This window comes from Burkholderia sp. PAMC 26561 (assembly GCF_001557535.2).
Taxonomy (GTDB): Bacteria; Pseudomonadota; Gammaproteobacteria; order Burkholderiales; family Burkholderiaceae; genus Caballeronia.
The window spans coordinates 112,611-136,059 of sequence record NZ_CP014306.1 but is presented as its reverse complement, the minus strand read 5'-3'; the positions used below and the strand labels follow the sequence as shown (position 1 = coordinate 136,059).

Sequence of the window (23,449 nt, the reverse complement as noted above, 5' to 3'; positions counted from 1 at the left end):
CGGTATCGAAATTTTTATTTGTTTTTATAAAGAAGTTAATGGTTATTTTGATTATGGCTGATGCCGGACCATGATCGCGGTCTGTAATCGGAATTGAAGTTGAACAGTGGCTGGTCTGCAGTCCATGCGCGAGCACTGCGCACGTAGGTTCGTTGCGCGGACGTCCCGTCCGGAGCAATCAACACGCGCACATCACCATCGTCCGCCGCCACGGGCAGAATCCATCGCCAAACCCCGTATAATCGACAATCCCAATCTGGCTCCCGGCGCCGCGCACAAGCTACGAACGCGCGTCGCCACCGCACACAAAAGCAGACCCGCACGCCATGAAAGCCGCCGACATCCGCGAGAAATTCCTCAAGTTCTTTGAATCGAAGGGCCACACGATCGTCCGCTCGTCGAGCCTCGTGCCCGGCAACGATCCCACGCTGTTGTTCACGAACTCCGGCATGGTCCAGTTCAAGGACGTGTTCCTCGGCACCGAATCGCGCCCGTATTCACGCGCGACCACGTCCCAGCGCAGCGTACGCGCAGGCGGCAAGCACAACGACCTCGAAAACGTCGGCTATACGGCCCGTCATCACACGTTCTTCGAGATGCTCGGCAACTTCTCGTTTGGCGACTATTTCAAGCGCGATGCCATCCACTATTGCTGGGAACTGCTGACGAAAGTCTACGGCCTGCCGCCGGAAAAGCTCACCGTCACGGTCTACCAGGAAGACGACGAAGCGTTCGCCATTTGGGAAAACGAAATCGGCGTGCCGAAGGAGCGGATCATCCGCATCGGTGACAACAAGGGTGCGCGCTACGCATCGGATAATTTCTGGACCATGGGCGATACCGGCCCCTGCGGCCCTTGTTCTGAAGTGTTCTACGACCACGGCCCGGAAGTGTGGGGCGGCCCGCCGGGATCTGCGGAAGAGGACGGCGACCGCTTCATAGAGATCTGGAATCTCGTGTTCATGCAGTTCAATCGTGATGCCCAGGGCAACATGACGAAGCTGCCCAAGCAGAGCGTCGATACCGGCATGGGCCTCGAACGCCTTGCCGCCGTGCTCCAGCATGTGCACAGCAACTACGAGATCGACCTGTTCCAGGCGCTCATCAAGGCTGCATCCCGCGAAACCGGTACGCCGGACCTCACGAACAATTCGCTGAAGGTCATCGCCGACCATATTCGCGCGTGTTCGTTCTTGATCGTCGATGGCGTGATCCCCGGCAACGAAGGCCGCGGTTATGTGCTGCGCCGTATCGTGCGCCGCGCGATCCGCCACGGCTACAAGCTCGGCCGCAAGGGCGCGTTTTTCCACAAGCTCGTGGCAGATCTGGTCGAGGAAATGGGCGCGGCTTACCCGGAACTGAAAGAAGCGCAGACGCGCGTCACGAACGTGCTGAAACAGGAAGAGGAACGGTTCTTCGAAACCATCGAACACGGCATGGCGATGCTCGAAACAGCACTCGCCGAACTCGATGCCAAAGGCTCGAAGCAACTCGACGGCGAGCTCGCGTTCAAGTTGCACGACACGTTCGGCTTCCCGCTGGATTTGACGGCGGACGTATGCCGCGAACGCGGCATCACGGTCGACGAAACCGCGTTCGACGAAGCCATGGCCCGTCAACGCGAACAAGCCCGTTCGGCCGGCAAGTTCAAGTCGGCGCAAGGTCTGGAATATGCGGGCGAGAAGACCACGTTCCATGGCTACGAGAACGAGTTCTTCAATGACGCGAAGATCGTCGCAATCTACTTGGACGGGGCATCGGTTAAAGAGGCCCAAGCCGGCCAGCAAGCCATCGTCGTGCTGGATCACACGCCGTTCTACGCGGAATCGGGCGGTCAGGCCGGCGACCAGGGCGTGCTCGCAAACGCCGCGGTGCGCTTCGCCGTCGCCGATACGTTGAAAGTGCAATCGGACGTGGTCGGTCATCACGGTTCGGTCGAGCAAGGCACGCTGAAAGTGGGCGACGTGGTGAAGGCCGAGATCGACACGACCCGCCGTCTGCGCACGGCGCGCAATCACTCGGCGACGCACTTGATGCACCGGGCGCTGCGCGAAGTGCTTGGCGGTCACGTGCAGCAAAAGGGTTCGCTGGTCGATCCCGACAAGACTCGTTTCGACTTTGCACACAACGCCCCCATGACCGACGAGCAGATTCGTCGCGTGGAAGAAATCGTGAACGCGGAAGTGCTGGCGAACGCGCCGGGCATCGTGCGTGTCATGCCCTACGACGAGGCGGTGAAGGGCGGCGCAATGGCGCTCTTCGGCGAGAAATATGGCGACGTGGTGCGCGTGCTGGATCTCGGCTTTTCGCGTGAGTTGTGCGGGGGTACCCACGTGAATCGCACGGGCGATATCGGCTTGTTCAAGATCGTGATGGAAGGCGGCGTGGCAGCCGGCATTCGCCGCGTGGAAGCCATTACCGGCGACAACGCTGTGCGTTTCGTGCAGGAACTCGATGCGCGGATCAACGCGGCATCGGCGGTATTGAAGGCGCAGCCGTCGGAGCTGACCCAGCGCATCATGCAGGTTCAGGAGCACGTGAAGTCGCTGGAAAAGGAACTCGGCGCGCTGAAGTCCAAGCTGGCATCGAGCCAGGGCGACGAACTGGTGTCGCAGGCAGTCGAGATCGGCGGCGTACATGTCCTGGCTGCGCAGTTGCCGGGCGCGGACGGCAAGACATTGCGCGAAACCGTCGATAAATTGAAGGACAAGCTGAAGAACGCGGCGATAGTCCTGGCTGCCGTCGATGGCAACAAGGTCAGCCTGATTGCAGGCGTGACGGCGGAGGCATCGAAGAAAGTGAAAGCGGGCGATCTCGTGAACTTCGTCGCACAGCAAGTGGGTGGCAAGGGCGGCGGGCGGCCGGATATGGCGCAGGCTGGCGGCACCGAGCCGCAGAACTTGGCAGCAGCGCTTGCCGGTGTCAACGAGTGGGTGAAGGGGAAGCTCTAAAGCTGTCTCTGAACCAGGGTCAAAAGCCCGTCGTGTAATCAACACGACGGGCTTTTTCCATTCGGGGCGAACGATTGCAAGCCTATCGACAGGTACGGACCTTGCGGTTCTTCGGCTAGCGCGGACACGAAGTCCCGCGCATCGACTACAAAAAGGAACACGTTCATGAACAAGAAATTTGTCTCGCTCGCACTCGCATCCTCGATGCTTTTCACCACCGGCGCGGTCTATGCGAAGGGCTGTCTCGAAGGCGCGGCGGTCGGCGGCGTAGCCGGCCACGTAGCGGGTAAGCACGGCGTAGTGGGCGCGGCAGGCGGCTGTGCGATCGGCCATCACGAGGCTAACAAGAAGGACAAGCAAGCCGCGGCAGCGAGCCAACCCGCCGCGAAGTAATCAGATTAATCTGTAGAAGGGCAATGAGATCCGCGGCATCGTCTTATTGACGTCTCCGCGGATTCGGACATGAACCGCTAAAATGACGGCCACGTCCACATTGCCCTGGCTCCAGACCGCATGCAACATTTTGCCTCCGATAACTACGCCGGTATTTGCCCCGAAGCGCTAGCAGCGCTGATCGATGCCAACAACAGCGGCCATGAGCCCGCTTACGGCGACGATTCCTGGACGCAAGGCGTCTGCGATCGCATCCGCGATCTTTTCCAGACGGACTGCGAAGTCTTTTTCGTGTTCAACGGCACGGCAGCCAATTCACTGGCACTCGCGTCGCTCTGCCAGTCCTACCATTCGGTGATTTGCCACGAACTCGCGCACATCGAAACCGATGAATGCGGCGGCCCTGAATTCTTCTCCGGCGGCTCAAAACTGCTGACGGCGCCGGGTATCGATGGAAAGCTGACGCCGGATGCCATCGAAGCAATCGTCACGCGCCGCGCCGATATCCACTACCCGAAGCCCAAGGTCGTCACGCTCACGCAGTCCACCGAAGTGGGCACCGTGTATAGCGTCGAGGAGATCCGTGCGATCGCGGCGATTGCCAAGCGCCGGCATCTGAAAGTGCATATGGACGGCGCGCGTTTTGCGAATGCGGTGGCGTCGCTGAACGTGCACCCGTCGGAAATCACGTGGCGCGCGGGCGTAGACGTGCTGTGTTTCGGCGGCACGAAAAACGGCTTGCCGGTCGGCGAGGCGGTGATTTTCTTCGATAAGGCCCTGGCCGTCGATTTTGCCTACAGGCTCAAGCAGGCGGGGCAACTGGCATCGAAGATGCGATTTATTTCGGCGCCGTGGCTCGGCCTTCTCAACAACGATGTCTGGCTGCGCAACGCCCGCCATGCCAATTCAATGGCGCAGTTGATGGCCGACCGGCTTGCGGATATAGAAGGCGTCAAGGTGATGTTCAAGCCGCAGTCCAACGCCGTGTTCGCCGAACTGCCGCCACATGTGGCACAGGCGCTGCGCAACAAGGGCTGGAAGTTCTATCAGTTCATCGGCTCGGGTGGCTGCAGGCTGATGTGCGCGTGGGACACCCTGCCGGAAACGGTGGAACAGTTCACCGCTGAAATCCGCGCGCTTTGCGCCGCGCGTTGAACGCTCGACTTCCCGGAATTTGACCATGATCGAATACCATTTCTGTCCGCGCGATGCGAATAAGCTGGTCGAACGTGCCGATGCCGCGCATGAAGGCGGCCGCGTGCGGCTGGCGTGCCCGGACCCGGAATGCGGTTTCGTTCACTGGAACAATCCGCTGCCGGTGGTTGCGGCCATCGTGGAGTACGAGGGCAAGATCCTGCTCGCGCGCAATGCGGCATGGCCTGAAGGCATGTTCGCGCTGATCACGGGTTTTCTCGAAAACGGTGAGACGCCGGAGGAAGGGATTGCGAGAGAAGTGCTGGAGGAGACGGCGCTCGTCGCACAATCGGTGGAGTTGGTCGGCGTGTACGAATTCATCCGCAAGAATGAGCTGATCATTGCGTACCACGTGAAGGCGAACGGGACGATCGCGTTATCGCCGGAATTGCTCGAATACCGGCTGGTCGAGCCGGCGAAGCTCAGACCGTGGCGCGCGGGAACGGGACACGCAGTGGCGGAGTGGATGCGCCGCCGCGGGCTCGCGGTCGAGTATGTGGACCGGCCGGGACAATAGTCCTGCGAGCGGTGCCGCCAAGGATCGTGACATTTTGTGCCATCGACGGACTCGATTGACGGCGTCTCCCGGCACTCCTAACATGCCTGACGCAGACTAAAAACGGGGACACGTCATGGCTTTCATCTTTTATCTCACGCACATTCATCTCGGCTTCGATGCGCTTGCGTCACTCGACGGAGAATGCGCGCGCACCGGCATCAGGCGGCCGCTGATCATCACGGACAAGGGCGTGCTCGCCGCCGGCCTCGTCTCGCAGACCGTCCAGGCAATGACGCTCGACGCCGGCGCGGTTCCCATCTTCGAGGAAACCCCGTCGAATCCGACCGAAGCCATGGTGATGAAAGCCGCCGCGCTCTACAAGAGTGAGAAATGCGATGGCCTGATCGCGGTGGGCGGCGGATCGGCTATCGACCTGGCGAAGGGCGTGGCGATCGCCGCGACGCATCCGGGCACGCTGACCGAATACGCGACCATCGAAGGTGGCAGCAACAAGATCACGGCGGACGCCGCGCCGCTGATCGCGGTGCCGACCACGTCGGGCACCGGCAGCGAAGTGGCGCGCGGCGCGATCATCATTCTCGACGATGGCCGCAAGCTCGGCTTCCATTCGTGGCATCTGCTGCCGAAATCGGCAATCTGCGATCCATCGCTGACGCTTGGACTTCCGCCCATGCTGACCGCGGCGACCGGCATGGACGCGATCGCGCATTGCATCGAAACGTTTCTTGCCTCCGCGTTCAATCCTCCCGCCGACGGCATTGCGCTCGACGGGCTGGAACGCGCGTGGGCAAATATTGAAAAGGCGACGCACGACGGACAGGATCGAAATGCGCGCCTGAACATGATGAGTGCATCCATGCAAGGCGCGATGGCGTTCCAGAAGGGCCTGGGATGCGTGCATTCGCTCTCGCACCCGATGGGCGGACTGGTCGTGAACGGGCGCACCGGCTTGCATCACGGCACGCTGAACGCGGTGGTCCTGCCGGCCGTGCTGCGCTTTAACGAAAGCGCGCCGAGCGTGGTTGCCGAGAACCGCTTCGCACGCATGCGCCGCGTGATGAACCTCCCCGCCAACGCAGATATCGCTCAGGCCGTTCACGACATGACGGAGCGTCTTGGCTTGCCGACGCGCCTGTCGCAAATGGGCGTGGAAGAAGGCATGTTCGACAAGATCATCAAGGGCGCGCTTGCTGATCATTGCCACAAGACGAATCCGCGCGAGGCGAGTGCGGAGGATTATCGGCGCATGTTGCAGGAGTCGTTCTGATTCATGACGCGACCTGTACCCACGAAGCGCGCGGATTATCCGCATTTTCTTTCGATCAACACGCGCTGGTCCGACAACGACATGTACGGCCACGTGAACAACGTGGTGTATTACAGCTACTTCGATACGGTGGTGAACGAGTATCTGATTCGCGAAGGCGCGCTCGATCTGGAGGCCGGCAAGACCATCGGCCTCGTGGTCGAGACGCATTGCAGCTACTTCGCGTCACTGGCGTTTCCTGATCGCATCGATGCCGGTTTGCGTGTCACTCGGCTCGGTTCAACGAGCGTGCGGTATGAAGTCGGCATCTTCAGCGCCGGGTCGGAGCAGCCGGCCGCGCAAGGGCATTTCGTGCACGTCTACGTGGATCGCGATACCCGCCGTCCGGTGCCATTGCCCGAAGCGCTCGTGGCGGCGCTCAAGCCGCTCGTGAACGGGTAGGAGCGCGCCGCGTGAGCACGTTCATTCAGTGGTTCGCGATCAACCTTCTGAATGGAGTGAGCGTCGGGTTGTTGTTGTTCATGCTGTCGGCGGGACTCACGCTCATCTTCAGCATGATGGGCGTGCTCAACTTCGCTCACGCGAGCTTCTACATGCTCGGCGCGTATGTTGGTTACGCACTCGCGGAAAGATTTGGCTTCTGGTTTGCGTTGCTTCTTTCGCCGTTGGTTGTCGGTGCGCTCGGCGCCTTGTTCGAGCGCTTCCTGCTGCGGCGAATCCAAACGCGCGGCGCGCTCGCCGAGTTGTTGCTGACATTCGGCGCGGCGTATCTGATTGCTGAAGCCGTCAAGCTCGTCTGGGGCCTCGCACCGTTCAACGCTGTTGTTCCTCCATCCCTGGATGGCCCCCTCTTCACGCTCTTCGGCGCAGCGTTCCCGCGTTATCGGGCGTTCATGATGTTCGTGTCCTTCGCGATGCTCGTAGCGTTGTATGTGGTGCTGCGGGTATCGCGGATAGGACTTGTCGTGCGGGCCGCGCTCACGCATGCGTCGACGGTCGAGACGCTCGGGCATGACGTGCCGCGCGTTTTCACGTTGGTCTTTGCTGCGGGCACGGCGCTCGCCGCGCTTGCCGGCGTGATCGGTGCGCCGTTGTTCGTGATCGAACCTTCAATGGCCGAGAACATCGGGCCGATCGTGTTTGTAGTCGTTGTCGTCGGCGGCCTTGGATCGATCGGCGGGGCGCTCGTGGCATCGATTTTGATCGGTTGCGTGCAGACGTTTGCTGTTGGAACGAACATGTCGCTCGGCGATGTCGCAAACTTCATGGGCGCCAAGCTGCCGGCTGCATGGGCCGCGTTGAGTGTCGCGCAGATCGCGCCTTTGTTGCCGTACGTATTGCTCGTCGCCATGCTCGCATTGCGGCCACGCGGACTCTTCGGACAGCGCGGCGATGACGATGCGTGAGTTCAGGCGCTGGACGCCGTGGTTGTTGCTTGTGGCCGGTCTCGCGTTGCCGCCTGTGTTCAGCTCGCAAAGCTGGCTGCTTGCGTACCTCGCTCAAACGGCGACCCTGATCGTGTTTGCACTGTCATTCAATCTGCTGCTCGGCGAGACGGGATTGCTGTCGTTTGGTCACGCCATATATGCCGGCCTCGGCGCATTCGCCACCGCGCAAATCTTCAATCGATACCCCTTGCCACTGCCGCTATTACCTTTGATAAGCGGCCTTGCAGCGGCGCTTGTCGGTATCGTGTCCGGCTTCTTCTCCACGCGCCGCGCGGGCACCACGTTCGCAATGATCACGCTGGGTATCGGTGAACTGGTTGCGGCGGCCGCGTGGCTCGTGCCGGACTGGTTCGGCGGCGAGAGCGGGGTTTCCATCGATCGTGCAAGCGGACCTGCAGTTTTGGGGTTGGGTTTTGCGCCTGCGATTCAGGTTTATGCGTTGATCGCCGTCTGGTGCGTGCTCGCATGCCTCGCGATGTTCATGTTTTCGCGCACGCCGTTCGTACGCGTGGCCAATGCTGTACGCGATAACCCCGTGCGCGCCGCGGCCATCGGTTTCGATCCACGGCGCGTGCGCTTCGTCATGGTGATCGTGGCCGCGTTTTTTGCAGGCGTGGCAGGCGGTCTGGGGCTGATCAACGTGGAATTGGCATCGGCGGAAGGGGTGGGGCTGCCGCGCTCGGCAAGCGTGCTGATTGCTGTGGTTATTGGCGGCACGGGAATGTTTTTCGGGCCGGTGCTGGGAGCCGTCTTGCTCACGTTTTTCAGCGTGGCTGTGGCAAGCGTGTCCCCTGCATGGGTGGCCTATCTGGGGCTGTTTTTTGTGTGGACCGTGGTCGCGGCACCGAAGGGTCTGGCGGGCTTGATGACAGGAAGAGCACGGAATCATCCTGCTCTCGCTTTATGTGCTTCAGTTGCCTGGCTCATGGCTATTGTCACCGCGACCGAACTCGCCTACGCACTTCAGTTCGATACCCACGGCGATGGCCTCGCGCACGTCGCAGGCTTGCGCCTCGATGGTCACAGTGTCGGTCCCTGGAGCTTCGCGTTATTCAGCGCCATGGTCGCGTTGCTGCTCACAAGAAAATCCCGGAACGCACAGTGACTACCGCGCTCGAACTGAGGCAAATCACAAAGCGTTTCGGTGCCACCGAAATTCTCCGAGGCGTGGATCTCACCGTTCGCCAGGGCGAACGTCATGCGTTGATCGGTCCGAACGGCGCGGGTAAATCGACGTTGTTCGATATCATCGCAGGGCGCACATTGCCGTCGAGCGGCCATGTGATGCTGAACGGCACGGATGTGACGGGATTACCGGCTCACCGGTTGGGACGCAAGGGCCTCGCGCGCAGCTTCCAGACTTCAAGCGTATTCACCGGCCTGAGCGTATTGGACAACATTCGATGCGCAGTGCTTGGTTCTCACGCGTCGTGGCCGGCGAGATGGTTCAGATCGAACGTGATTGATCGCGAGACTCAACGTGTTATCGAAGCGATTGGTTTGACCGAGCGCAGCAGCGAGCCGGCCTCGAATCTTGGCTATGCAGCGTTGCGCGCGCTCGATCTTGGCCTGGCGCTGGCATCGGATGCATCGACCTTACTTCTCGACGAACCCACCGCGGGCATGAACCGTTTGGAAGCAGCGCAGGCCCTTTCATTGATCCGCGAGACCACGAAGGGCAAGACCTTGCTGATCGTCGAGCATGATATGGAAGCTGTGTTCGCACTTGCCGATCGTATTTCGGTGCTCGTGCAAGGCCGCGTGATCGCGACCGGAACGCCCGATGAAATCGCCGCAGACCCGGGCGTCCGTTCCGCATATCTCGGTGACGAACCATGACCGCGTTGCTGGAAATCGACGAACTCAACGCGTGGTACGGTTCAAGTCATGTGCTGCATGGCGTAAGCTTGCGCATCGGCGAAGGCGAGGTCGTCGTGCTCGCGGGGCGCAACGGGTCGGGACGTTCGACGCTTGCAAAAGCGCTGATGGGTCTCGTGCATGCGGAGGGCGCGGCGAATTTCCGCGGGGTATCGCTGATAGGGAAGCGGCCTTACGCAATCGCGCGGATGGGCATGGGTTATGTACCCGAACAACGCGATGTATTTCCGACATTGAGCGTCCGCGAGAATTTGGTGCTCGGCATGAAGCGCGGTGGATCGCATTTTGGCGTGGCCGAAGCCGAACGAATTTTCCCGATACTGCACGAACGCAAGACTGTGAAAGCCGGACTGCTCTCCGGCGGCGAGCAACAGATGCTCGCGCTCGCCCGTACCTTGATGGGCGATCCGTCGCTTGTCATTATCGATGAACCCACGGAAGGCCTCGCGCCGCAAATCGTGAAACAGGTCGCAGCCTGTCTGAAGAGCTTGCAAACTCGCGGTGTGGCGATCCTGCTGATCGAACAGCGCATGACGATGGCACGTGAACTGGCAACGCGCGTCGCGGTGATGGGACACGGCAAGATCGTCTTCGATGACACACCCGACGCGCTCGCCGCCAACGAGCGCATCACGCGCGAATGGCTTTCTGTCGGCGTTTGAAGAATCAGGAAGCCTTGCTGTCGCGCTCCGCGATCCACTCGTGCTTCGGATCGTTCTTGAAGTGCCAGGTGCGTTTGTCGCCGGCCATCACGTTCAGATAATAGTTATCGTAACCATACGGCACCACGACCGGATGATAACCACGCGGCACCATGACCACGTCGTGATCTTCCACGGCCATGGTTTCGTCGAGATCGCGCTCGTCGGTATAGACGCGCTGAAACGCAAACCCCTGCGGCGGATTCAGCCGATGGTAGTAAGTCTCTTCAAGCGAACTCTCCACCGGCACGTTGTCCTTGTCATGCTTGTGCGGCGGATAGCTCGATGCATGTCCGCCCGGCGTCTTCACCTCGACCACAAGCAGACCTTCTGCGGGTTCGGTTTGCGGAAGAATGTCGCACACGTACCGCGTATTCGCGCCTTTGCCGCGCGTCGAGCGTTTCATCTGCGAAGGCTCGATAAGCCGCGGCGGATATTTTCCCGTAGCGGGCGCGCTCGCCACGCCGATCTCGGCATCGCGATCCGCACGCACAATGGCGGCGAGTTTCGGCGGCAAATACACGGCGTAGGGCGCGGTGTCCTCGAACACGCTGTCACGTGAACCGATCTTCTCCCACTTGTGTTCGCCAGCTTCAATGCTCACCGTTCCAGACAACACGACGATACAGACCTCGCGCTTTGCCTCATGCACATGGACGATATCGCCGGTTTCCAGCCGATAAGCGGCGAACCCCACATGCTTCCATAACGCAGTTTCCGGTGTGACACGCGCGATGGTCTGACCTTCGCGCGATGCCTTGACGAGCAGACTCATGCTGCCTCCTGAAGTTGTTGATCAACGAGCGCACGTAGCGTCTTGTAGCCTTTCTCGGCGTACGTGTAGCTCGTTGCTATGACCGGGTCCTGTTCGGCTTCGACCACGAGCCAGCCGCCATACCCGTGACGTTTCAATCGCGCGATGATCGACGGGAAATCTATGGCACCATCGCCGGGCACGGTGAACGCGCCGTTGATGACCGAGTCGAGGAAACTCCAGTTGCGATTGCGCGCGAGCTTGATGATTTCCGGCCGCACGTCCTTGCAATGTACGTGACAAACGCGGCCGATGTGTTTGTCGAGCATGACAATCGGATCGCCGCCCGCAAACGTGATATGTCCTGCATCAAACAGCAGGCCGACGGAATCGTTGGTCAGGCTCATCAGCCGGTCCACGTCAGCGGGCGTCTCCACGTACGCGCCCATATGATGGTGGTAAGCAACACGAACACCTTTGGACAAGGTGTATTCGGCGAATGTGTTGAGGCGTTTGGCGTATTCGTTCCAGCGGTCATCGGAGAAAAAACGCGGGCGTTGATAGAGCGGTCGCGGCAAACCCTGGATCGAGTCCGCCACTTCGCCGTAGACCATCACCGTTGCGCCGTTTTTCGCAAGCAGGTCGAGATGCGGGCCTGCGGCTGCGATCTCTTCTTCCGCGCTGCGCTCCGCAAGGCGACCGGAATACCAGCCGGAGACGAGCGCCAGATCGTACTCGGCCAACAGCTTTTTCAACGCTTCCGGTTCACGCGGAAACTTGTTGCCAAGCTCGAAGCCTTCATAGCCGATCTTCTTTCCTTCGGTCAACGCAACGCTCAACGGCGTCTCGCCGCCCAGCGAGGGAAGGTCGTCGTTCATCCACGAAAGCGGATTGATACCGATCCGTACGTCGAAGGTGCTCATCTGTTATTCCTTCGTGCGCTTCGAACGCGCCGTGAGTTTGTGTTCGTAGTTTGCGCGCGCCGAGCGCACCGCTTCACGCGATGACACTTCAGGCACCGCGACTTCCCACCACCAGCCGCCTTCTTCAGTCGGGCGCGCCGGGTCGGTGTCGATGCTGACCAGATACGATTTTGTCGATGCCCGCGCGCGTTGCATCGCGGCTTCGAGTTCGCCGATATTCGCGACGTGTTCGGCGGTCGCGCCGAGCGAGCGCGCGTGCATGGCGAAGTCGATGGCAGGCGCGCCTTCCGGACCTTGCCGGCTGTCGGCCAACAGGTTGTTGAACGGTGCGCCGCCGCAAGCTTGTTGCAACCGGTTGATGCAACCGTAGCCGCGGTTGTCGAGCAGCACGACGATGATCTTGGCGCCAAGCATCACCGATGTAGCAAGCTCGCTGTTCATCATGAGATAGCTGCCATCGCCTACGATCACGATCACTTCCCGCTCGGGACGCGCGAGTTTCGCACCGAGCGCGCCGGCGACTTCGTAGCCCATGCACGAGTAGCCGTATTCGACGTGATAACCGCCCGGCGTGCTCGTGCGCCAGAGCTTTTGCAAATCGGCGGGAAGGGTTCCGGCTGCACAGACCACGATGTCGTTGGCCGCCGATTGCACGCTCGAACGCTGCACCGCGCCGATGACATCGGCTTCACGTGGCAACGCGTTGTCGAGCTGCTGCGCGTTCGTCACGTGATCGACGGTCGCGCGCCAGCTATCGGCGAGTTCGTGCGCACGAACGGTCCACGGCGGCGATGCACGCCAGTCGCCGAGCGCACGGCTTAGCGCATCGAGCGCGAGCTGTGCATCGGATTCAACCGCCAAAGCACCTTGTTTCAAGGCATCGAATGCATTGGCATTGATGCCGATAAGCTGTGCCTGCGCAAACAGCGTGTTCGATCCCGTGGTGAAATCCTGCAGCCGCGTTCCGACCGCGAGAACACAATCGGCATCACTTGCCAACTGGTTCGCGGCTTCCGACCCGGTCACGCCGATACCGCCCAGATTCAGCGGATGATCCCATTCGAGCGCACCTTTTCCCGCCTGAGTTTCGGCGACAGGAATGCCATGACGTTCCGAGAATGAGCGCAATGCACCGGTCGCGAGGCCGTACAGCACGCCGCCGCCCGACACGAGCAGAGGCCTTTTGGCAGCTCGCAATGCGGTGGCCGCGCGGGTGATGTCATCGGCCATGGGCGAGGGCGCGTGAAACGAAACCAGACGCGGCTCGAAGAACGATGCGGGATAGTCGTACGCCATCGCCTGTACGTCTTGCGGCAGCGCGAGCGTGACGGGGCCGCACAACGCGGCGTCGGTCAGTACGCGGATTGCGCGAGGCAACGCGCTCAACAATTGCGCCGGATGCACGATGCGATCGAAATAACGTGAGACAGGACGCAAGGTATCGTTTGCGGACACGTTGCCGTCGCCGAAGTCTTCCACTTGTTGCAGGACGGGATCGGGCGCACGGGACACGAAGATATCGCCGGGCAGCAACAGCACGGGCAAGCGATTCACGTGCGCCAATGCTGCGGCCGTCACGAGGTTCGTCGCGCCCGGGCCAATGGAGGTCGTCACCGCCATCATCCGCCGGCGGAAATTCGCTTTTGCATAGGCAATAGCCGCATGCGCCATCGCCTGCTCGTTGTGCGCGCGAAACGTGGGCAGAGTCTCGCGATGCGCATACAAGGCCTCGCCCATACCTGCTACGTTGCCGTGCCCGAAGATCGCAAAGACGCCGCCGAAGAGCGCTTCGCCGTCCTCGGTCTGCAGCGCGGCGAGATAGCGGACCAGCGCCTGCGCGGTGGTCAAACGGATCGTGCTGTTCATGCTGCCTGCTCCTGCGCGGTGGCTTTCGGGTGCCGGGCGGCGCGCGCTTCGGTCCATGCATCGATCAGCGTTTCGAACGTGCGCCGCACGCGTGCGACGAGTTCGGCGTCATCTATGGTCCCGGCGAGCCACGCGTGACTCGGCTCATGGAAGATCGTGCGGCCAACGGTAAACCCGCGGCATGTCTTCGATAAAGCCGCCGGTTTGAAGCCCTCGCACAGTTGATCCACCGCCGCCGACAAACCCAGCAGCACGACGCCGCGACACGCGGGGTCACGCTCGGCGATCAACGCATCGACGGCTTCCCATTGCTTCGCGCTCATTGGTTCGAGCTTCCACCACTCGGGATAGATGCCAAGGTTGTAAAGCCGCTTCAATGAGCGCAGCGCAGTATCTTCAGCAATCGGCGGCCCGTTCTTCGGCACGATCACTTCGAGCAGCAACTCGTGGCCGCTTGCCTGGACGGCGTCGTACAGCGCGCGAATCTGGGCTTCCTGTTCGAGGCGGAGATCGTGTGGATGGTCGGGGTGATAGTGCACCAGGCACTTTGCAACATGTTCGCGCGGCCACTCGACAAGCGTGGTTCCGATCGAGCGGCCGTGATCGAAAACAAGCGGCATGGAGCCGGGCAACTCCACCGGACGCCCGATCCACCAGCCGCGTCCGGTCGCTGCGTTCAGCGCGTCCTGGCCGTAGCGGTCATCGATCAGCACGCCGATGCGTCCTTCCAGTCCGCGCTCCTTTTCCGTCTGCGCGACGGCTTGCACGAGCAGGCCCTTGAGCTCGGCGATGCGCGTTTCGTCCGCGCCGGTTTGCTGCGCGAGGTCGAAAAACTGGTTGCGGTGATCGAAGGCAAATCCAAGCACTTCGTTCCACTGTTTGCGAGCCGGCGTCACTCGGTGCAAGCGCGCAAGCGTTGCATCGCGGTCGGGACGGCGCATGCGGAAAGGATCGGCGCGTGCGGCATCGAGGAAGTAAGTGAGCTCTGCGGGCGTGGGCATGGCGGGCGCGCATCCGTGACGCGATACAACCAGCCCGCCGCACGCGTTCGCGGTACGCGCGCAGACGTCCATGGGTTCGTCGCGCAGCCATCCGGCGAGAAAGCCTGCAGCGAACGCATCGCCCGCGCCCAGCACGTTCAGCACTTCGACTTCGACGCCGCCGTGAACGGGGGCATCGTCTATCGAAACCGGAACGTCGCCTTCGATGATCGAGCAGCCCATTGGCCCACGCTTGACGACGAGCGTTGCGTCCGTGACGGAACGAACGGCGGTCAACGCATCGATCAGCGTGTCCTTGCCGCCCGCGATCCGGAACTCCTCTTCCGTGCCTATCACGAGGTCCATCAGCGGCAGGATGCCTTGCAAGTGGGCGGTGACATTGTCGTTGGCGACGAAGCGTGTCTCGCCATCGGCTTTGCCGGTCAGTCCCCATAGCACCGGCCGGTAATCGATATCGAGCACCGTACGAACCTGGTTGCGACGTGCGTAATCGAGCGCGCGGCGGCTCGTGCGATTGACCTGATCGGTGGAGAAGTGCGTGCCGGTAATCAACAGCGCTTTCGATGACGCAATGAACGCTTCGTCGAAGTCGTTTTCATCGACGGCCATGTCCGCGCAATCATCGCGATAGAACACCAGCGGAAACGTATCGCGATCTTCAATGCCGAGCAGCACGAGTCCCGTCAACCGGTCGTGATCGATGCGCACGTGACTCGTGTCGCACCCCTCGCGCTCCAGCGTCTCGGTGAGGAAGCGGCCCATGTGATCGTTGCCGACGCGCGAGAGCATTGCCGACCTGAGGCCGAGCCGGGCGCATCCAAACGCGATATTCGCCGACGACCCGCCCAGATATTTCGCAAAGCTCGATACGTCCTCGAGCCTGGCGCCGACCTGCTGCGCATAGAGATCGACCGCGAGCCGCCCGAGACACACGATGTCGCGGGTTCGCCCTTCGGCGAAACGCGATCCGGTTGATGAATGCAATGCCATATTCGATCCTTGGAGTAGATGAAGTCCGCGAAGGAGCCCGGGTTCAGGCCGGGGCGTCTTCCAGTTCGCTCATCATTTGCTGCATCTCGGCGCCGCCCGCCATCATGTCGAGGACTTCGTTCTTCGTGATCGTGTCTTTCGTGAACGTGCCCATTGAACGGCCGCGATTGAGCAGCGTGAACGAATCGCCGATGGGGTACGCGTGATGCACGTTGTGCGTGATGAAGATCACGGAGATGCCTTTCGAGCGCGCCGTATGGATCAGGCGCAGCACGTTGAACGACTGCTTCACGCCGAGCGCGGCCGTGGGTTCATCGAGGATCAGCACGCGTGCGCCGAAATGGATCGCCCGCGCGATCGCGAGACATTGCTTTTCGCCGCCGGACATGGTGCCAATGGGTTGATGTGCGTCGCGTACGTTGATCCCCATTTCGGAAAGCCGTGCCGTTGATGTTTCCGCCGCGAGGTCCAGATCCATCACGTTGAGCAAACCGAAGAGCTTTTTCTGCGGCTCGCGGCCCATGAAGAAATTGCGCGCGACGGACAACAAGGGTACGAGCGCGAGATCCTGGTACACGGTCGCGATACCCATATCGAGCGCTTCCTTGGGCGAGCCGAATTGCACCGGTTTGCCATCGACGAGATATTCGCCCGATGAGGGCGTATGAACCCCGGCAAGCGTCTTGATCAGAGTGGATTTGCCTGCGCCGTTATCGCCGAGCAGGCAGTGCACTTCGCCACGCTTCAAACGCAGCGTCACACCGTTGAGTGCGATCACGCGGCCGAAGAACTTGCTGACGTTTTCGAGCGCGAGAATGGTGTCTTGTTCAGCCATGACCGTTCCCCTCATTGAGCTTGTGAAACGCGACGACGCACGTAGTGATTGAACAGCACGGCGATCAGCAGCATCACGCCGAGGAACACGCGGAACCAGTCGGAGCTGACGTTCGTGTACGTGATGCCGATCTGTACGACGCCGAAGATGAGCGCACCGAAGCACGCGCCGATCACCGAACCATAACCGCCGGTCAGCAGCGTTCCGCCGATCACCGCCGCGATGATCGCTTCGAATTCCTTCTGCAGGCCGCGATCGGCGGCAGCGGATCCGATGTCGCAAACTTGCAGCACGGCGAACAGGCACGAGCAAAACGCGGTCAGCACGAACAATGAAATCTTCACGCGCCGCACGGGCACGCCGACGTTCTTAGCTGCGTTTGCATCGCCGCCGACTGCGAGGATCCAGTTGCCGAAACGCGTCTTCGCAAGCACGAACGCGCTGACCGCGGCGAGCGCGAGCCACCACAAGATGACCTTTGGAATACCGGGCACGAGCGGTTCGCCGCTATCGAGCAATTTGCCGATACCCATATGCCCGAGCCATGAAAAGAGGCCATGCAGCGCGACGCCATGAAACAGCGTGTTCGCGAGCCAGTCGTTCTGCGCGAGATCGCCGACGCCGGAGATGATGGTGCGGTCGGCAAAGAGAATGGAGAGCGCAAGCGTCAAGCCGCGCAGGATGAACAGGAACGCGAGCGTCACGATGAACGACGGCAACCGCGTCTTCACGACCAGATAGCCGTTCAATGCGCCTAGCAACATGGAACAGACGAAGGCGAACAGGATCGCAACCGACAACGGCCAGTGGAAATACACCGACGGAATCGCGACCATCATGCCGGCGAAACCGATCATCGAGCCAATCGACAAATCGAACTCGCCCGCGATCATCAGCAGGCACGCGCCGACCGCAAGCAGGCCGAGGTACGCCGCGACTTGCGACCAGTTCATCACGCCGTCGAGGTTGAACATGCCCGAGCTTCCGGCGCTTACGCCGAACACAATGAACACGAGCACTGCGCCGGAGATCGCCGCGAATTCCGGACGATTCAGGATATGGCCGAACCACGATTGACGCCTGACGCGTTCATCGGCGGGCGCGGCCGTGGCCGGCGCACTGGATGAATCGGCCGCGTTGGAAAGGGGAGGAACGTGCTTGCCGGCTATGCCCATGATGGCTCCTTGAAGCGCGCGGCCAGCCACCTGACGGACGCAGGCGGCGGCGCGTTGAGAGAAAGCTGGTGCTGCGAACGGCGTAGTCAGGTCGAGGATGATCCGCACCGCCGTCCGCGATGAATCACCTGTATTGGCCTGCGAACTTCAACACCTTGTCGATGTTGTCCTTCGTGATGAAGCCCGGTCCTGAACGGATGTTCTTCGGACCGTAAGATGGTTGAAGTCCGTAGGTTGCGAGCCGAGCCTTGAACTTCGGATTCGCTTCCAGGATCTGGCGGATCTTCACCGGATCGGTGGTCTTGTCATGCTTCACGATCGCCAGCACGGCAACCGGGATATAGCCTTGCAAGTACGGCTGCTGATCGATCGCGAACTGGATCGTGCCGGCTTGGATGGCTTTTGCGATGTCATCGGAGAAATCGAAGGTCGCAAACCAGATCTTCTTTTCCAGGCCCATCTGCTGCACGGCTTTCAATGTGGCCGAAGCGGGCGTCGGTCCGAGCGTCAGGATGGCCTGCGTGTTCGGATGATTGCGCAAATACGCGCTGACCTTCGACTGGATCTCAGTCGGGTCTTGTCCCGAGTCGAGCGTCGACGGTTTGTAGTCGACACCGATGGCATCGGCGAAACCACGGCAGCGATCGAACGACACCACGTTGGTCGCCAGGTGATTGACGCACAGGAACGACTTGATGCCTGCGGCCTTGGCCTTCTCGCCGGCCGCGTGACCCGCAACATATTCAGGTTGGCCGATATGCATGATCGCGCCAAGCTGCGCGCTTTGCTCTTCGGTGCCCGAGTTGATCGTGACGAGCGGAATCTTCTTCGCGGTCACCTTGTTCATCGCACTTTTCAGCACGTCGAAGTCCGCGATGGTCACGATCACGCCATCGTAGTTACGCGCCGCCGCTTGTTCGATCAGCCGCGACATGTCGGCGAGATCGCCGTTGGGCGGATTGCGGTAATCCGTCTCGACGTTGAAGTCCTCATCGGCCTGTTTGATGGCGTTCTTGATCGTGTTCCACCATGAGTCCGAATCTGGCGCGTGGCTGATCAAAACGAAATGGGCGTCGGGAGCCGCGTGGGCTGCCTGGCTGCTCAGTGCCGCTGCGCCGCACAAAGCGGCAGCCGCTGCGAGCACGCGCAGGGCGGCTCGGCCATTGCAAAGTCTCATTGTCTCCACCTATCACGGTTGTTTTTCTGGATAAGCAATCAGGCGCGATGGACAGCGCTCACGTCCCCTTGCTCACGACCAAGATTAGGACAACTCTGAGCGCTATGCAATAGGAAGTTTAACTACCCGACGTTTGGAAAATTCATTCCATTTGTTCCGGGAGGTATCTATAATCGGTTGCATCGAAACGGGAATCCATGACGAGCACCGCATGCAGGAAGACACATCAGACACACAGGAAACAGCCACGGACACCGAGACCGTCGACGAGCTGATGCAGCGCATCACAGAGGCGTACGACGCACTTCCGCGCCAGCTCAAAAGCGTGGCGACGTATATAGAGCAGCATCGCAGCAACGTGATGATGGATCGCACCGGAGATATCGCGAGCGCGTGCGGCGTGCATCCGTCGGCGGTGGTGCGCTTTGCGCAACGCTTCGGTTTTTCCGGCTTCTCCGACCTACAGGCGATTTTCAAGCAGGCGTACACGGGCCAGAACGGTTCCGCGCAAAGCTACCAGCAGCGGATCAGGAAACTGATCGATGAAAAGCCCGGCAAGTTGTCGGGCGGATCGGTCGCGCGTGAATTCATCGCGGCGAGTCAAAGCGGGCTCGCCGAACTCGAAGCGGGTCTCGACGACGAACAGTTCGAAGCCGCCGTGAAGATGCTGGAGCATGCCGAGAACATCTACGTGATCGGCGTGCGGAGATCGTTTCCGGTGGCGAGTTATATCGTGTACGCGCTGCAGCATACGGCCAAGCGCGTGCATCTCGTGTCGGGCTTCGGCGGGATGTACCGCGAGCAGATTCGCAGCGTGAAAAAGGGCGATGTGGTAGTTGCAATCAGCTTTGCGCCCTACGGCAAGGAGACGCAGTACTGCGTGCGCGCGGCGCAGCATCACGGCGCCAAGACGCTGGTCATCACCGATGGCCAGCTTTCGCCGCTCGCGCGTCACGCGAGCGCGCATTTGTTCGTGAAGGAGGGCAGCGCGTTCGCGTTCCGCTCGCTCACGAGCACGATCTGCCTGTGCCAGGCGCTGTTCATCGCGCTTGCGTACCGGCTTGAACTGAACGTAGAAGAATCAAGGGAGACAGGCGGCTATGACGATTGATGTAGCGGTTTTCGGAGCAGGGCGGATCGGCAAGATCCATGCGGCGAATCTGGCGAAACAGCCGGGCGTGCGCCTGAAATATGTAGTCGATGTCAACAAGGAAGCCGCCGCCGCCCTGGCCGCGCTGCACGGCGCACAAGTGGCGGACGTGGAAGGCGCGCTGGGCGATGCGTCCATCGGCGCGACCGTGGTGTGTTCGAGCACCGATACCCATGCCGACCTGATCATGAAATCGGCGGCGCAAAAGAAACACGTGTTCTGCGAAAAGCCTGTGGACCTGACGCTCGAACGCGCACGCGCTTGCGCCGATGCCGTCGCCAAAGCCGGCGTGGTCTGCATGATCGGCTTCCAGCGCCGCTTCGACCCGACGTTCGCTGCGTTGAAGGCGCGCGTGGAGGCGGGTGAAATCGGCGATCCGGAAATGCTGATTGTTACGAGTCGCGACCCGGGGGCGCCGCCCGTTGACTACATCAAACATTCGGGCGGCATTTTCAAGGACATGCTGATCCACGACTTCGATATCTTCCGCTGGATGCTCGACGACGAAGCCGACACACTGCACGCCACCGGAAGCGTCCTGACCGATCCGGCGATTGCGGATGCGGGTGACATCGACTCGACGGCCGTCACCATTCGCACCAAACGCGGCCGCTTGTGCCAGATCAACACGACGCGGCGCGCGGCGTACGGCTACGACCAGCGCTTCGAATTGCTCGGCAGCAAAGGCATGCTGCAGGCGGGCAATGTCCGTCCCACCGAAGTCACCGCGTACTCGAAGACGGCGGTATCGAACGATGTCCCCGAGGCATTTTTCCTCGAGCGATACCGCGCGGCGTACGCGCTGGAGATCGCGCATTTCTTCGATGCCGTCCAGGAAGGCAAACCCGTGCGCACGACGGTCGCGGACGGCCTGAAAGCGCTCGAACTCGCCGATGCCGCCACGCGTTCATGGCGCGAAGGAACGATCATCAAGCTGGGCGCGGCATGAAAGCGCCGGTGCGGATCGGCATTGCCGGACTGGGGCGGCTTGGTCAACGCCATGCGCGCAATCTCGCGTGGCATGTGCCCGGCGCGACGCTCGCGGCCGCGTGCAGCCCGGTCGCGGCTGAACGTGAATGGGCGGTGGAAAAGCTGCCCGAACTCGCGCTCTACGACGACTACGAGTCGTTGCTGCAAGACACATCGATTGATGCCGTCTGGCTCGTTACGCCTACGTCGCTTCATGCCGACCAGATCATCGCGGCATTACGGGCCGGCAAACACGTGTTCTGCGAGAAGCCGTTGTCGCTGGACCTGGCGCAGTGCGACCGGGTTATCGAAGAAAGCGCACGGTTTCCCGATCTGCAGGTCATGATCGGTTTCGTGCGCCGCTTCGACGCCAGTTATCGCGATGCCTTCAACAAGGTCCGCGAGGGCGCGATCGGCCGGCCGTTCATGGTCCGTTCGCAAACCGTCGATAAAAACGATCCCGATGGCTTCTTCGTGCGTTTCGCGCCGACATCGGGCGGCCTGTTCCTCGATTGCAGCGTCCACGACATCGACCTGGCGCGCTGGATGCTCGGCAATCCGCGTGTCACGCGCGTGTTTGCAAGCGGCACGATTGCCATCCACGAAGGCCTGGCTGCGTGTGGCGACATTGATAACGGCGTTGCCATCGTCGAGTTCGAGGGCGGACGCATGGCGGTTTTCCATGCATCGCGGACCAGTGCGCATGGCCACGATACGCAAACGGAAGTCGTGGGAACGGGCGGGGCGTTATCGGTGGGGAGCAACCCGCGGTTGAATCGCGTGGAAATTTTCGATGCCACGGGCATTCGCAACGAATGTACGCCGACGTTCTTCGAGCGCTTCGAACACGCGTTCCTGAACGAGGCCGAGGCGTTCGTGGCGTCGCTCAACGGTGGCCCCGCGACGGGCCTCACGCTTGAAGACGCGCGGGAAGCCACGCGCATCGGCATCGCGATGAGGGAATCCCTGGCCAAGGGAGAAGCGGTGAATTTTTAGGCAGTGGGGTAAAATCGGACTCTTACAAAAAGCAGATTCGAACAAGGCTCATTCGATGGAAGTGCACAAGGAAGTCGATGCGCGCGGGCTCATGTGTCCGCTGCCCATCTTGCGGGCGAAGAAGGCGCTGTCCGACATGCAAAGCGGTCAGATTCTGAAGGTCCTCGCGACCGATCCGGGTTCCCAACGTGACTTTGCCGCGTTTTCGAAGCAGACCGGCAATGAACTGGTGGAATCGACCTCGCACGACAAGGTCTTCACTTTTTTGATGCGGCGGCGTTAAGCAGGTCAGCCGGACGAAAAAATGCCCATGACGAAGATCATGGGCATTTTTATTTTCGAAGCGCCACGACGGGCGCCCGAAGCCAGACTTATCCAACCAAATGCGGCGAGCGCGTATCCAGGTATTCCTGGAAGTCGGCGGCAACTTCCGGGTGACGCAGCGCGAATTCCACCGTCGCCTTCAGATAACCGAGCTTGCTGCCGCAGTCGAAACGCGTGCCGTGATACTTGTACGCGAGCACTTGTTCGTCCGCGAGGAGCGACTGGATCGCGTCCGTCAGTTGCAGTTCACCGCCTGCGCCCGGCTTCAACGCGCGGATATGGTCGAAAACACGCGGCTTCAGCACGTAACGGCCGACTACGCCGAGATTCGACGGCGCCACAGCCGGTTCCGGCTTTTCCACGATGCCCGACAGCTTGAAAATATTGTCTTCCCACTCTTTCCCGTCGATAACACCATACGACTTCGAATCCTGAGCCGGGATCTCTTCTACGCCAATTACCGAGCTGTGATAGTGGTCGAACACTTCGATCATCTGCGTCATGACCGGCGGCGTGCCGTACAACAAGTCATCGGCGAGGATGACGGCAAACGGGTTGTCGCCCACCAGCTTTTCGGCGCACAGCACCGCGTGCCCAAGACCGAGCGCTTCGGCCTGGCGCACGTAGAAACAGTCCACATGGCTCGGCTTGATGCTGCGGACCAGATCGAGCAGCTTCTGCTTGCCGCGCGCTTCCAGTTCGGCCTCGATCTCATACGACTTGTCGAAGTGATCTTCAATGGCGCGCTTGCTGCGCCCCGTCACAAAGATCATTTCCGTAATGCCGGCTGCCATTGCCTCTTCGACCGCGTACTGGATGAGCGGCTTGTCGACCACAGGCAGCATTTCCTTCGGGCTGGCCTTGGTTGCGGGGAGGAACCGGGTACCGAGACCCGCAACCGGGAAAACCGCTTTCGTAACTTTTAGCATTTGATGAC

General features: G+C 60.9%; 22 protein-coding genes. 14 read left to right on the top strand and 8 right to left on the bottom strand.

What is annotated here, in order from left to right:
- The first annotated feature begins 326 nt into the window (after window positions 1–326).
- The 10 genes from alaS (at window position 327) to AXG89_RS00625 (ending at window position 10,313) form a co-directional block, all read left to right on the top strand.
- Entirely contained in the window at window positions 327–2,951 is a 2,625-nt protein-coding gene (gene alaS / locus AXG89_RS00670; protein WP_062167166.1) for an alanine--tRNA ligase, read from the top strand.
- Window positions 2,952–3,155: 204 nt separating this feature from the next.
- The gene (locus tag AXG89_RS00665; RefSeq protein WP_372237029.1) at window positions 3,156–3,344 is read left to right on the top strand and encodes a hypothetical protein; all 189 of its coding nucleotides are present in this window, start codon (window positions 3,156–3,158) and stop codon (window positions 3,342–3,344) included.
- A 120-nt stretch (window positions 3,345–3,464) separates the two neighbouring features.
- Window positions 3,465–4,499, top strand: coding sequence for a threonine aldolase family protein (locus AXG89_RS00660; protein ID WP_062167164.1), 1,035 nt, complete (start codon window positions 3,465–3,467; stop codon window positions 4,497–4,499).
- 25 nt (window positions 4,500–4,524) lie between these two features.
- A complete protein-coding gene (locus AXG89_RS00655) occupies window positions 4,525–5,055 on the top strand; it encodes an NUDIX domain-containing protein (protein ID WP_061999886.1) in 531 nt (176 codons plus the stop codon).
- A gap of 115 nt (window positions 5,056–5,170) precedes the next feature.
- Complete coding sequence (locus AXG89_RS00650) at window positions 5,171–6,325, top strand: iron-containing alcohol dehydrogenase (protein ID WP_062167162.1); 1,155 nt, start codon at window positions 5,171–5,173, stop codon at window positions 6,323–6,325.
- 3 nt (window positions 6,326–6,328) lie between these two features.
- Window positions 6,329–6,766, top strand: coding sequence for an acyl-CoA thioesterase (locus tag AXG89_RS00645; protein WP_062167161.1), 438 nt, complete (start codon window positions 6,329–6,331; stop codon window positions 6,764–6,766).
- Window positions 6,767–6,846: 80 nt separating this feature from the next.
- Entirely contained in the window at window positions 6,847–7,731 is an 885-nt protein-coding gene (locus AXG89_RS00640) for a branched-chain amino acid ABC transporter permease (RefSeq protein ID WP_442861746.1), read from the top strand.
- Complete coding sequence (locus AXG89_RS00635; RefSeq protein ID WP_236873354.1) at window positions 7,724–8,878, top strand: branched-chain amino acid ABC transporter permease; 1,155 nt, start codon at window positions 7,724–7,726, stop codon at window positions 8,876–8,878. The genes AXG89_RS00640 and AXG89_RS00635 overlap by 8 nt, the downstream gene beginning before the upstream one ends.
- Window positions 8,875–9,612 carry an ABC transporter ATP-binding protein gene (locus tag AXG89_RS00630; protein ID WP_062167156.1) on the top strand — a complete coding sequence of 246 codons (738 nt, stop codon included), beginning with the start codon at window positions 8,875–8,877 and terminating at the stop codon, window positions 9,610–9,612. The genes AXG89_RS00635 and AXG89_RS00630 overlap by 4 nt, the downstream gene beginning before the upstream one ends.
- On the top strand, window positions 9,609–10,313 hold the full coding sequence (locus AXG89_RS00625; protein ID WP_062167154.1) for an ABC transporter ATP-binding protein: 705 nt from the start codon (window positions 9,609–9,611) through the stop codon (window positions 10,311–10,313). The genes AXG89_RS00630 and AXG89_RS00625 overlap by 4 nt, the downstream gene beginning before the upstream one ends.
- A gap of 4 nt (window positions 10,314–10,317) precedes the next feature.
- On the opposite strand, the gene iolB is transcribed toward AXG89_RS00625, so the two are convergent.
- From iolB to AXG89_RS00590, 7 genes are all read right to left on the bottom strand, one after another.
- Complete coding sequence (gene iolB, locus AXG89_RS00620) at window positions 10,318–11,127, bottom strand: 5-deoxy-glucuronate isomerase (protein WP_061999880.1); 810 nt, start codon at window positions 11,125–11,127, stop codon at window positions 10,318–10,320.
- The gene (gene iolE / locus AXG89_RS00615; RefSeq protein WP_062167152.1) at window positions 11,124–12,029 is read right to left on the bottom strand and encodes a myo-inosose-2 dehydratase; all 906 of its coding nucleotides are present in this window, start codon (window positions 12,027–12,029) and stop codon (window positions 11,124–11,126) included. Before iolE ends, iolB begins: the two co-directional genes overlap by 4 nt.
- A gap of 3 nt (window positions 12,030–12,032) precedes the next feature.
- Complete coding sequence (gene iolD, locus AXG89_RS00610) at window positions 12,033–13,952, bottom strand: 3D-(3,5/4)-trihydroxycyclohexane-1,2-dione acylhydrolase (decyclizing) (protein ID WP_062167150.1); 1,920 nt, start codon at window positions 13,950–13,952, stop codon at window positions 12,033–12,035.
- Window positions 13,892–15,886 (bottom strand): bifunctional 5-dehydro-2-deoxygluconokinase/5-dehydro-2-deoxyphosphogluconate aldolase, encoded by a 1,995-nt coding sequence (locus tag AXG89_RS00605; protein ID WP_062167148.1) that lies wholly within the window; start codon window positions 15,884–15,886, stop codon window positions 13,892–13,894. Before AXG89_RS00605 ends, iolD begins: the two co-directional genes overlap by 61 nt.
- A 43-nt stretch (window positions 15,887–15,929) precedes the next feature.
- Window positions 15,930–16,721 carry an ATP-binding cassette domain-containing protein gene (locus AXG89_RS00600; RefSeq protein ID WP_062167146.1) on the bottom strand — a complete coding sequence of 264 codons (792 nt, stop codon included), beginning with the start codon at window positions 16,719–16,721 and terminating at the stop codon, window positions 15,930–15,932.
- Window positions 16,722–16,732: 11 nt separating this feature from the next.
- Window positions 16,733–17,896 (bottom strand): ABC transporter permease, encoded by a 1,164-nt coding sequence (locus AXG89_RS00595; protein WP_062000923.1) that lies wholly within the window; start codon window positions 17,894–17,896, stop codon window positions 16,733–16,735.
- A gap of 124 nt (window positions 17,897–18,020) precedes the next feature.
- Entirely contained in the window at window positions 18,021–19,073 is a 1,053-nt protein-coding gene (locus AXG89_RS00590) for a sugar ABC transporter substrate-binding protein (RefSeq protein WP_061999875.1), read from the bottom strand.
- Between the two features lie 211 nt (window positions 19,074–19,284).
- Here AXG89_RS00590 and AXG89_RS00585 point away from each other — a divergent pair, with 211 nt between their 5' ends.
- From AXG89_RS00585 to AXG89_RS00570, 4 genes are read left to right on the top strand one after another with little or no spacing between them, the layout of a single operon-like run.
- Window positions 19,285–20,184 (top strand): MurR/RpiR family transcriptional regulator, encoded by a 900-nt coding sequence (locus AXG89_RS00585; protein ID WP_062167144.1) that lies wholly within the window; start codon window positions 19,285–19,287, stop codon window positions 20,182–20,184.
- On the top strand, window positions 20,174–21,172 hold the full coding sequence (gene iolG / locus AXG89_RS00580; protein ID WP_062167142.1) for an inositol 2-dehydrogenase: 999 nt from the start codon (window positions 20,174–20,176) through the stop codon (window positions 21,170–21,172). Before AXG89_RS00585 ends, iolG begins: the two co-directional genes overlap by 11 nt.
- Window positions 21,133–22,188, top strand: coding sequence for a Gfo/Idh/MocA family oxidoreductase (locus AXG89_RS00575; protein ID WP_442861739.1), 1,056 nt, complete (start codon window positions 21,133–21,135; stop codon window positions 22,186–22,188). Before iolG ends, AXG89_RS00575 begins: the two co-directional genes overlap by 40 nt.
- 55 nt (window positions 22,189–22,243) lie before the next feature.
- Window positions 22,244–22,471, top strand: a complete 228-nt coding sequence (locus tag AXG89_RS00570; RefSeq protein ID WP_031360613.1) for a sulfurtransferase TusA family protein — start codon at window positions 22,244–22,246, stop codon at window positions 22,469–22,471.
- 88 nt (window positions 22,472–22,559) lie between these two features.
- On the opposite strand, the gene galU is transcribed toward AXG89_RS00570, so the two are convergent.
- On the bottom strand, window positions 22,560–23,441 hold the full coding sequence (galU, locus tag AXG89_RS00565) for a UTP--glucose-1-phosphate uridylyltransferase GalU (protein WP_056354112.1): 882 nt from the start codon (window positions 23,439–23,441) through the stop codon (window positions 22,560–22,562).
- Window positions 23,442–23,449: the final 8 nt, after the last annotated feature.

What these genes read in the sequence shown, in the direction of transcription:
- alaS (WP_062167166.1), top strand. Translation starts at nt 327, where the DNA reads ATGAAAGCCGCCGACATCCGCGAGAAATTCCTCAAGTTCTTTGAATCG.
- AXG89_RS00665 (WP_372237029.1), top strand. Translation starts at nt 3,156, where the DNA reads ATGCTTTTCACCACCGGCGCGGTCTATGCGAAGGGCTGTCTCGAAGGC.
- AXG89_RS00660 (WP_062167164.1), top strand. Translation starts at nt 3,465, where the DNA reads ATGCAACATTTTGCCTCCGATAACTACGCCGGTATTTGCCCCGAAGCG.
- AXG89_RS00655 (WP_061999886.1), top strand. Translation starts at nt 4,525, where the DNA reads ATGATCGAATACCATTTCTGTCCGCGCGATGCGAATAAGCTGGTCGAA.
- AXG89_RS00650 (WP_062167162.1), top strand. Translation starts at nt 5,171, where the DNA reads ATGGCTTTCATCTTTTATCTCACGCACATTCATCTCGGCTTCGATGCG.
- AXG89_RS00645 (WP_062167161.1), top strand. Translation starts at nt 6,329, where the DNA reads ATGACGCGACCTGTACCCACGAAGCGCGCGGATTATCCGCATTTTCTT.
- AXG89_RS00640 (WP_442861746.1), top strand. Translation starts at nt 6,847, where the DNA reads ATGCTGTCGGCGGGACTCACGCTCATCTTCAGCATGATGGGCGTGCTC.
- AXG89_RS00635 (WP_236873354.1), top strand. Translation starts at nt 7,724, where the DNA reads ATGCGTGAGTTCAGGCGCTGGACGCCGTGGTTGTTGCTTGTGGCCGGT.
- AXG89_RS00625 (WP_062167154.1), top strand. Translation starts at nt 9,609, where the DNA reads ATGACCGCGTTGCTGGAAATCGACGAACTCAACGCGTGGTACGGTTCA.
- iolB (WP_061999880.1), bottom strand. Translation starts at nt 11,127, where the DNA reads ATGAGTCTGCTCGTCAAGGCATCGCGCGAAGGTCAGACCATCGCGCGT.
- iolE (WP_062167152.1), bottom strand. Translation starts at nt 12,029, where the DNA reads ATGAGCACCTTCGACGTACGGATCGGTATCAATCCGCTTTCGTGGATG.
- iolD (WP_062167150.1), bottom strand. Translation starts at nt 13,952, where the DNA reads ATGGACCGAAGCGCGCGCCGCCCGGCACCCGAAAGCCACCGCGCAGGA.
- AXG89_RS00605 (WP_062167148.1), bottom strand. Translation starts at nt 15,886, where the DNA reads ATGGCATTGCATTCATCAACCGGATCGCGTTTCGCCGAAGGGCGAACC.
- AXG89_RS00600 (WP_062167146.1), bottom strand. Translation starts at nt 16,721, where the DNA reads ATGGCTGAACAAGACACCATTCTCGCGCTCGAAAACGTCAGCAAGTTC.
- AXG89_RS00595 (WP_062000923.1), bottom strand. Translation starts at nt 17,896, where the DNA reads ATGGGCATAGCCGGCAAGCACGTTCCTCCCCTTTCCAACGCGGCCGAT.
- AXG89_RS00590 (WP_061999875.1), bottom strand. Translation starts at nt 19,073, where the DNA reads ATGAGACTTTGCAATGGCCGAGCCGCCCTGCGCGTGCTCGCAGCGGCT.
- AXG89_RS00585 (WP_062167144.1), top strand. Translation starts at nt 19,285, where the DNA reads ATGCAGGAAGACACATCAGACACACAGGAAACAGCCACGGACACCGAG.
- iolG (WP_062167142.1), top strand. Translation starts at nt 20,174, where the DNA reads ATGACGATTGATGTAGCGGTTTTCGGAGCAGGGCGGATCGGCAAGATC.
- AXG89_RS00575 (WP_442861739.1), top strand. Translation starts at nt 21,133, where the DNA reads ATGGCGCGAAGGAACGATCATCAAGCTGGGCGCGGCATGAAAGCGCCG.
- AXG89_RS00570 (WP_031360613.1), top strand. Translation starts at nt 22,244, where the DNA reads ATGGAAGTGCACAAGGAAGTCGATGCGCGCGGGCTCATGTGTCCGCTG.
- galU (WP_056354112.1), bottom strand. Translation starts at nt 23,441, where the DNA reads ATGCTAAAAGTTACGAAAGCGGTTTTCCCGGTTGCGGGTCTCGGTACC.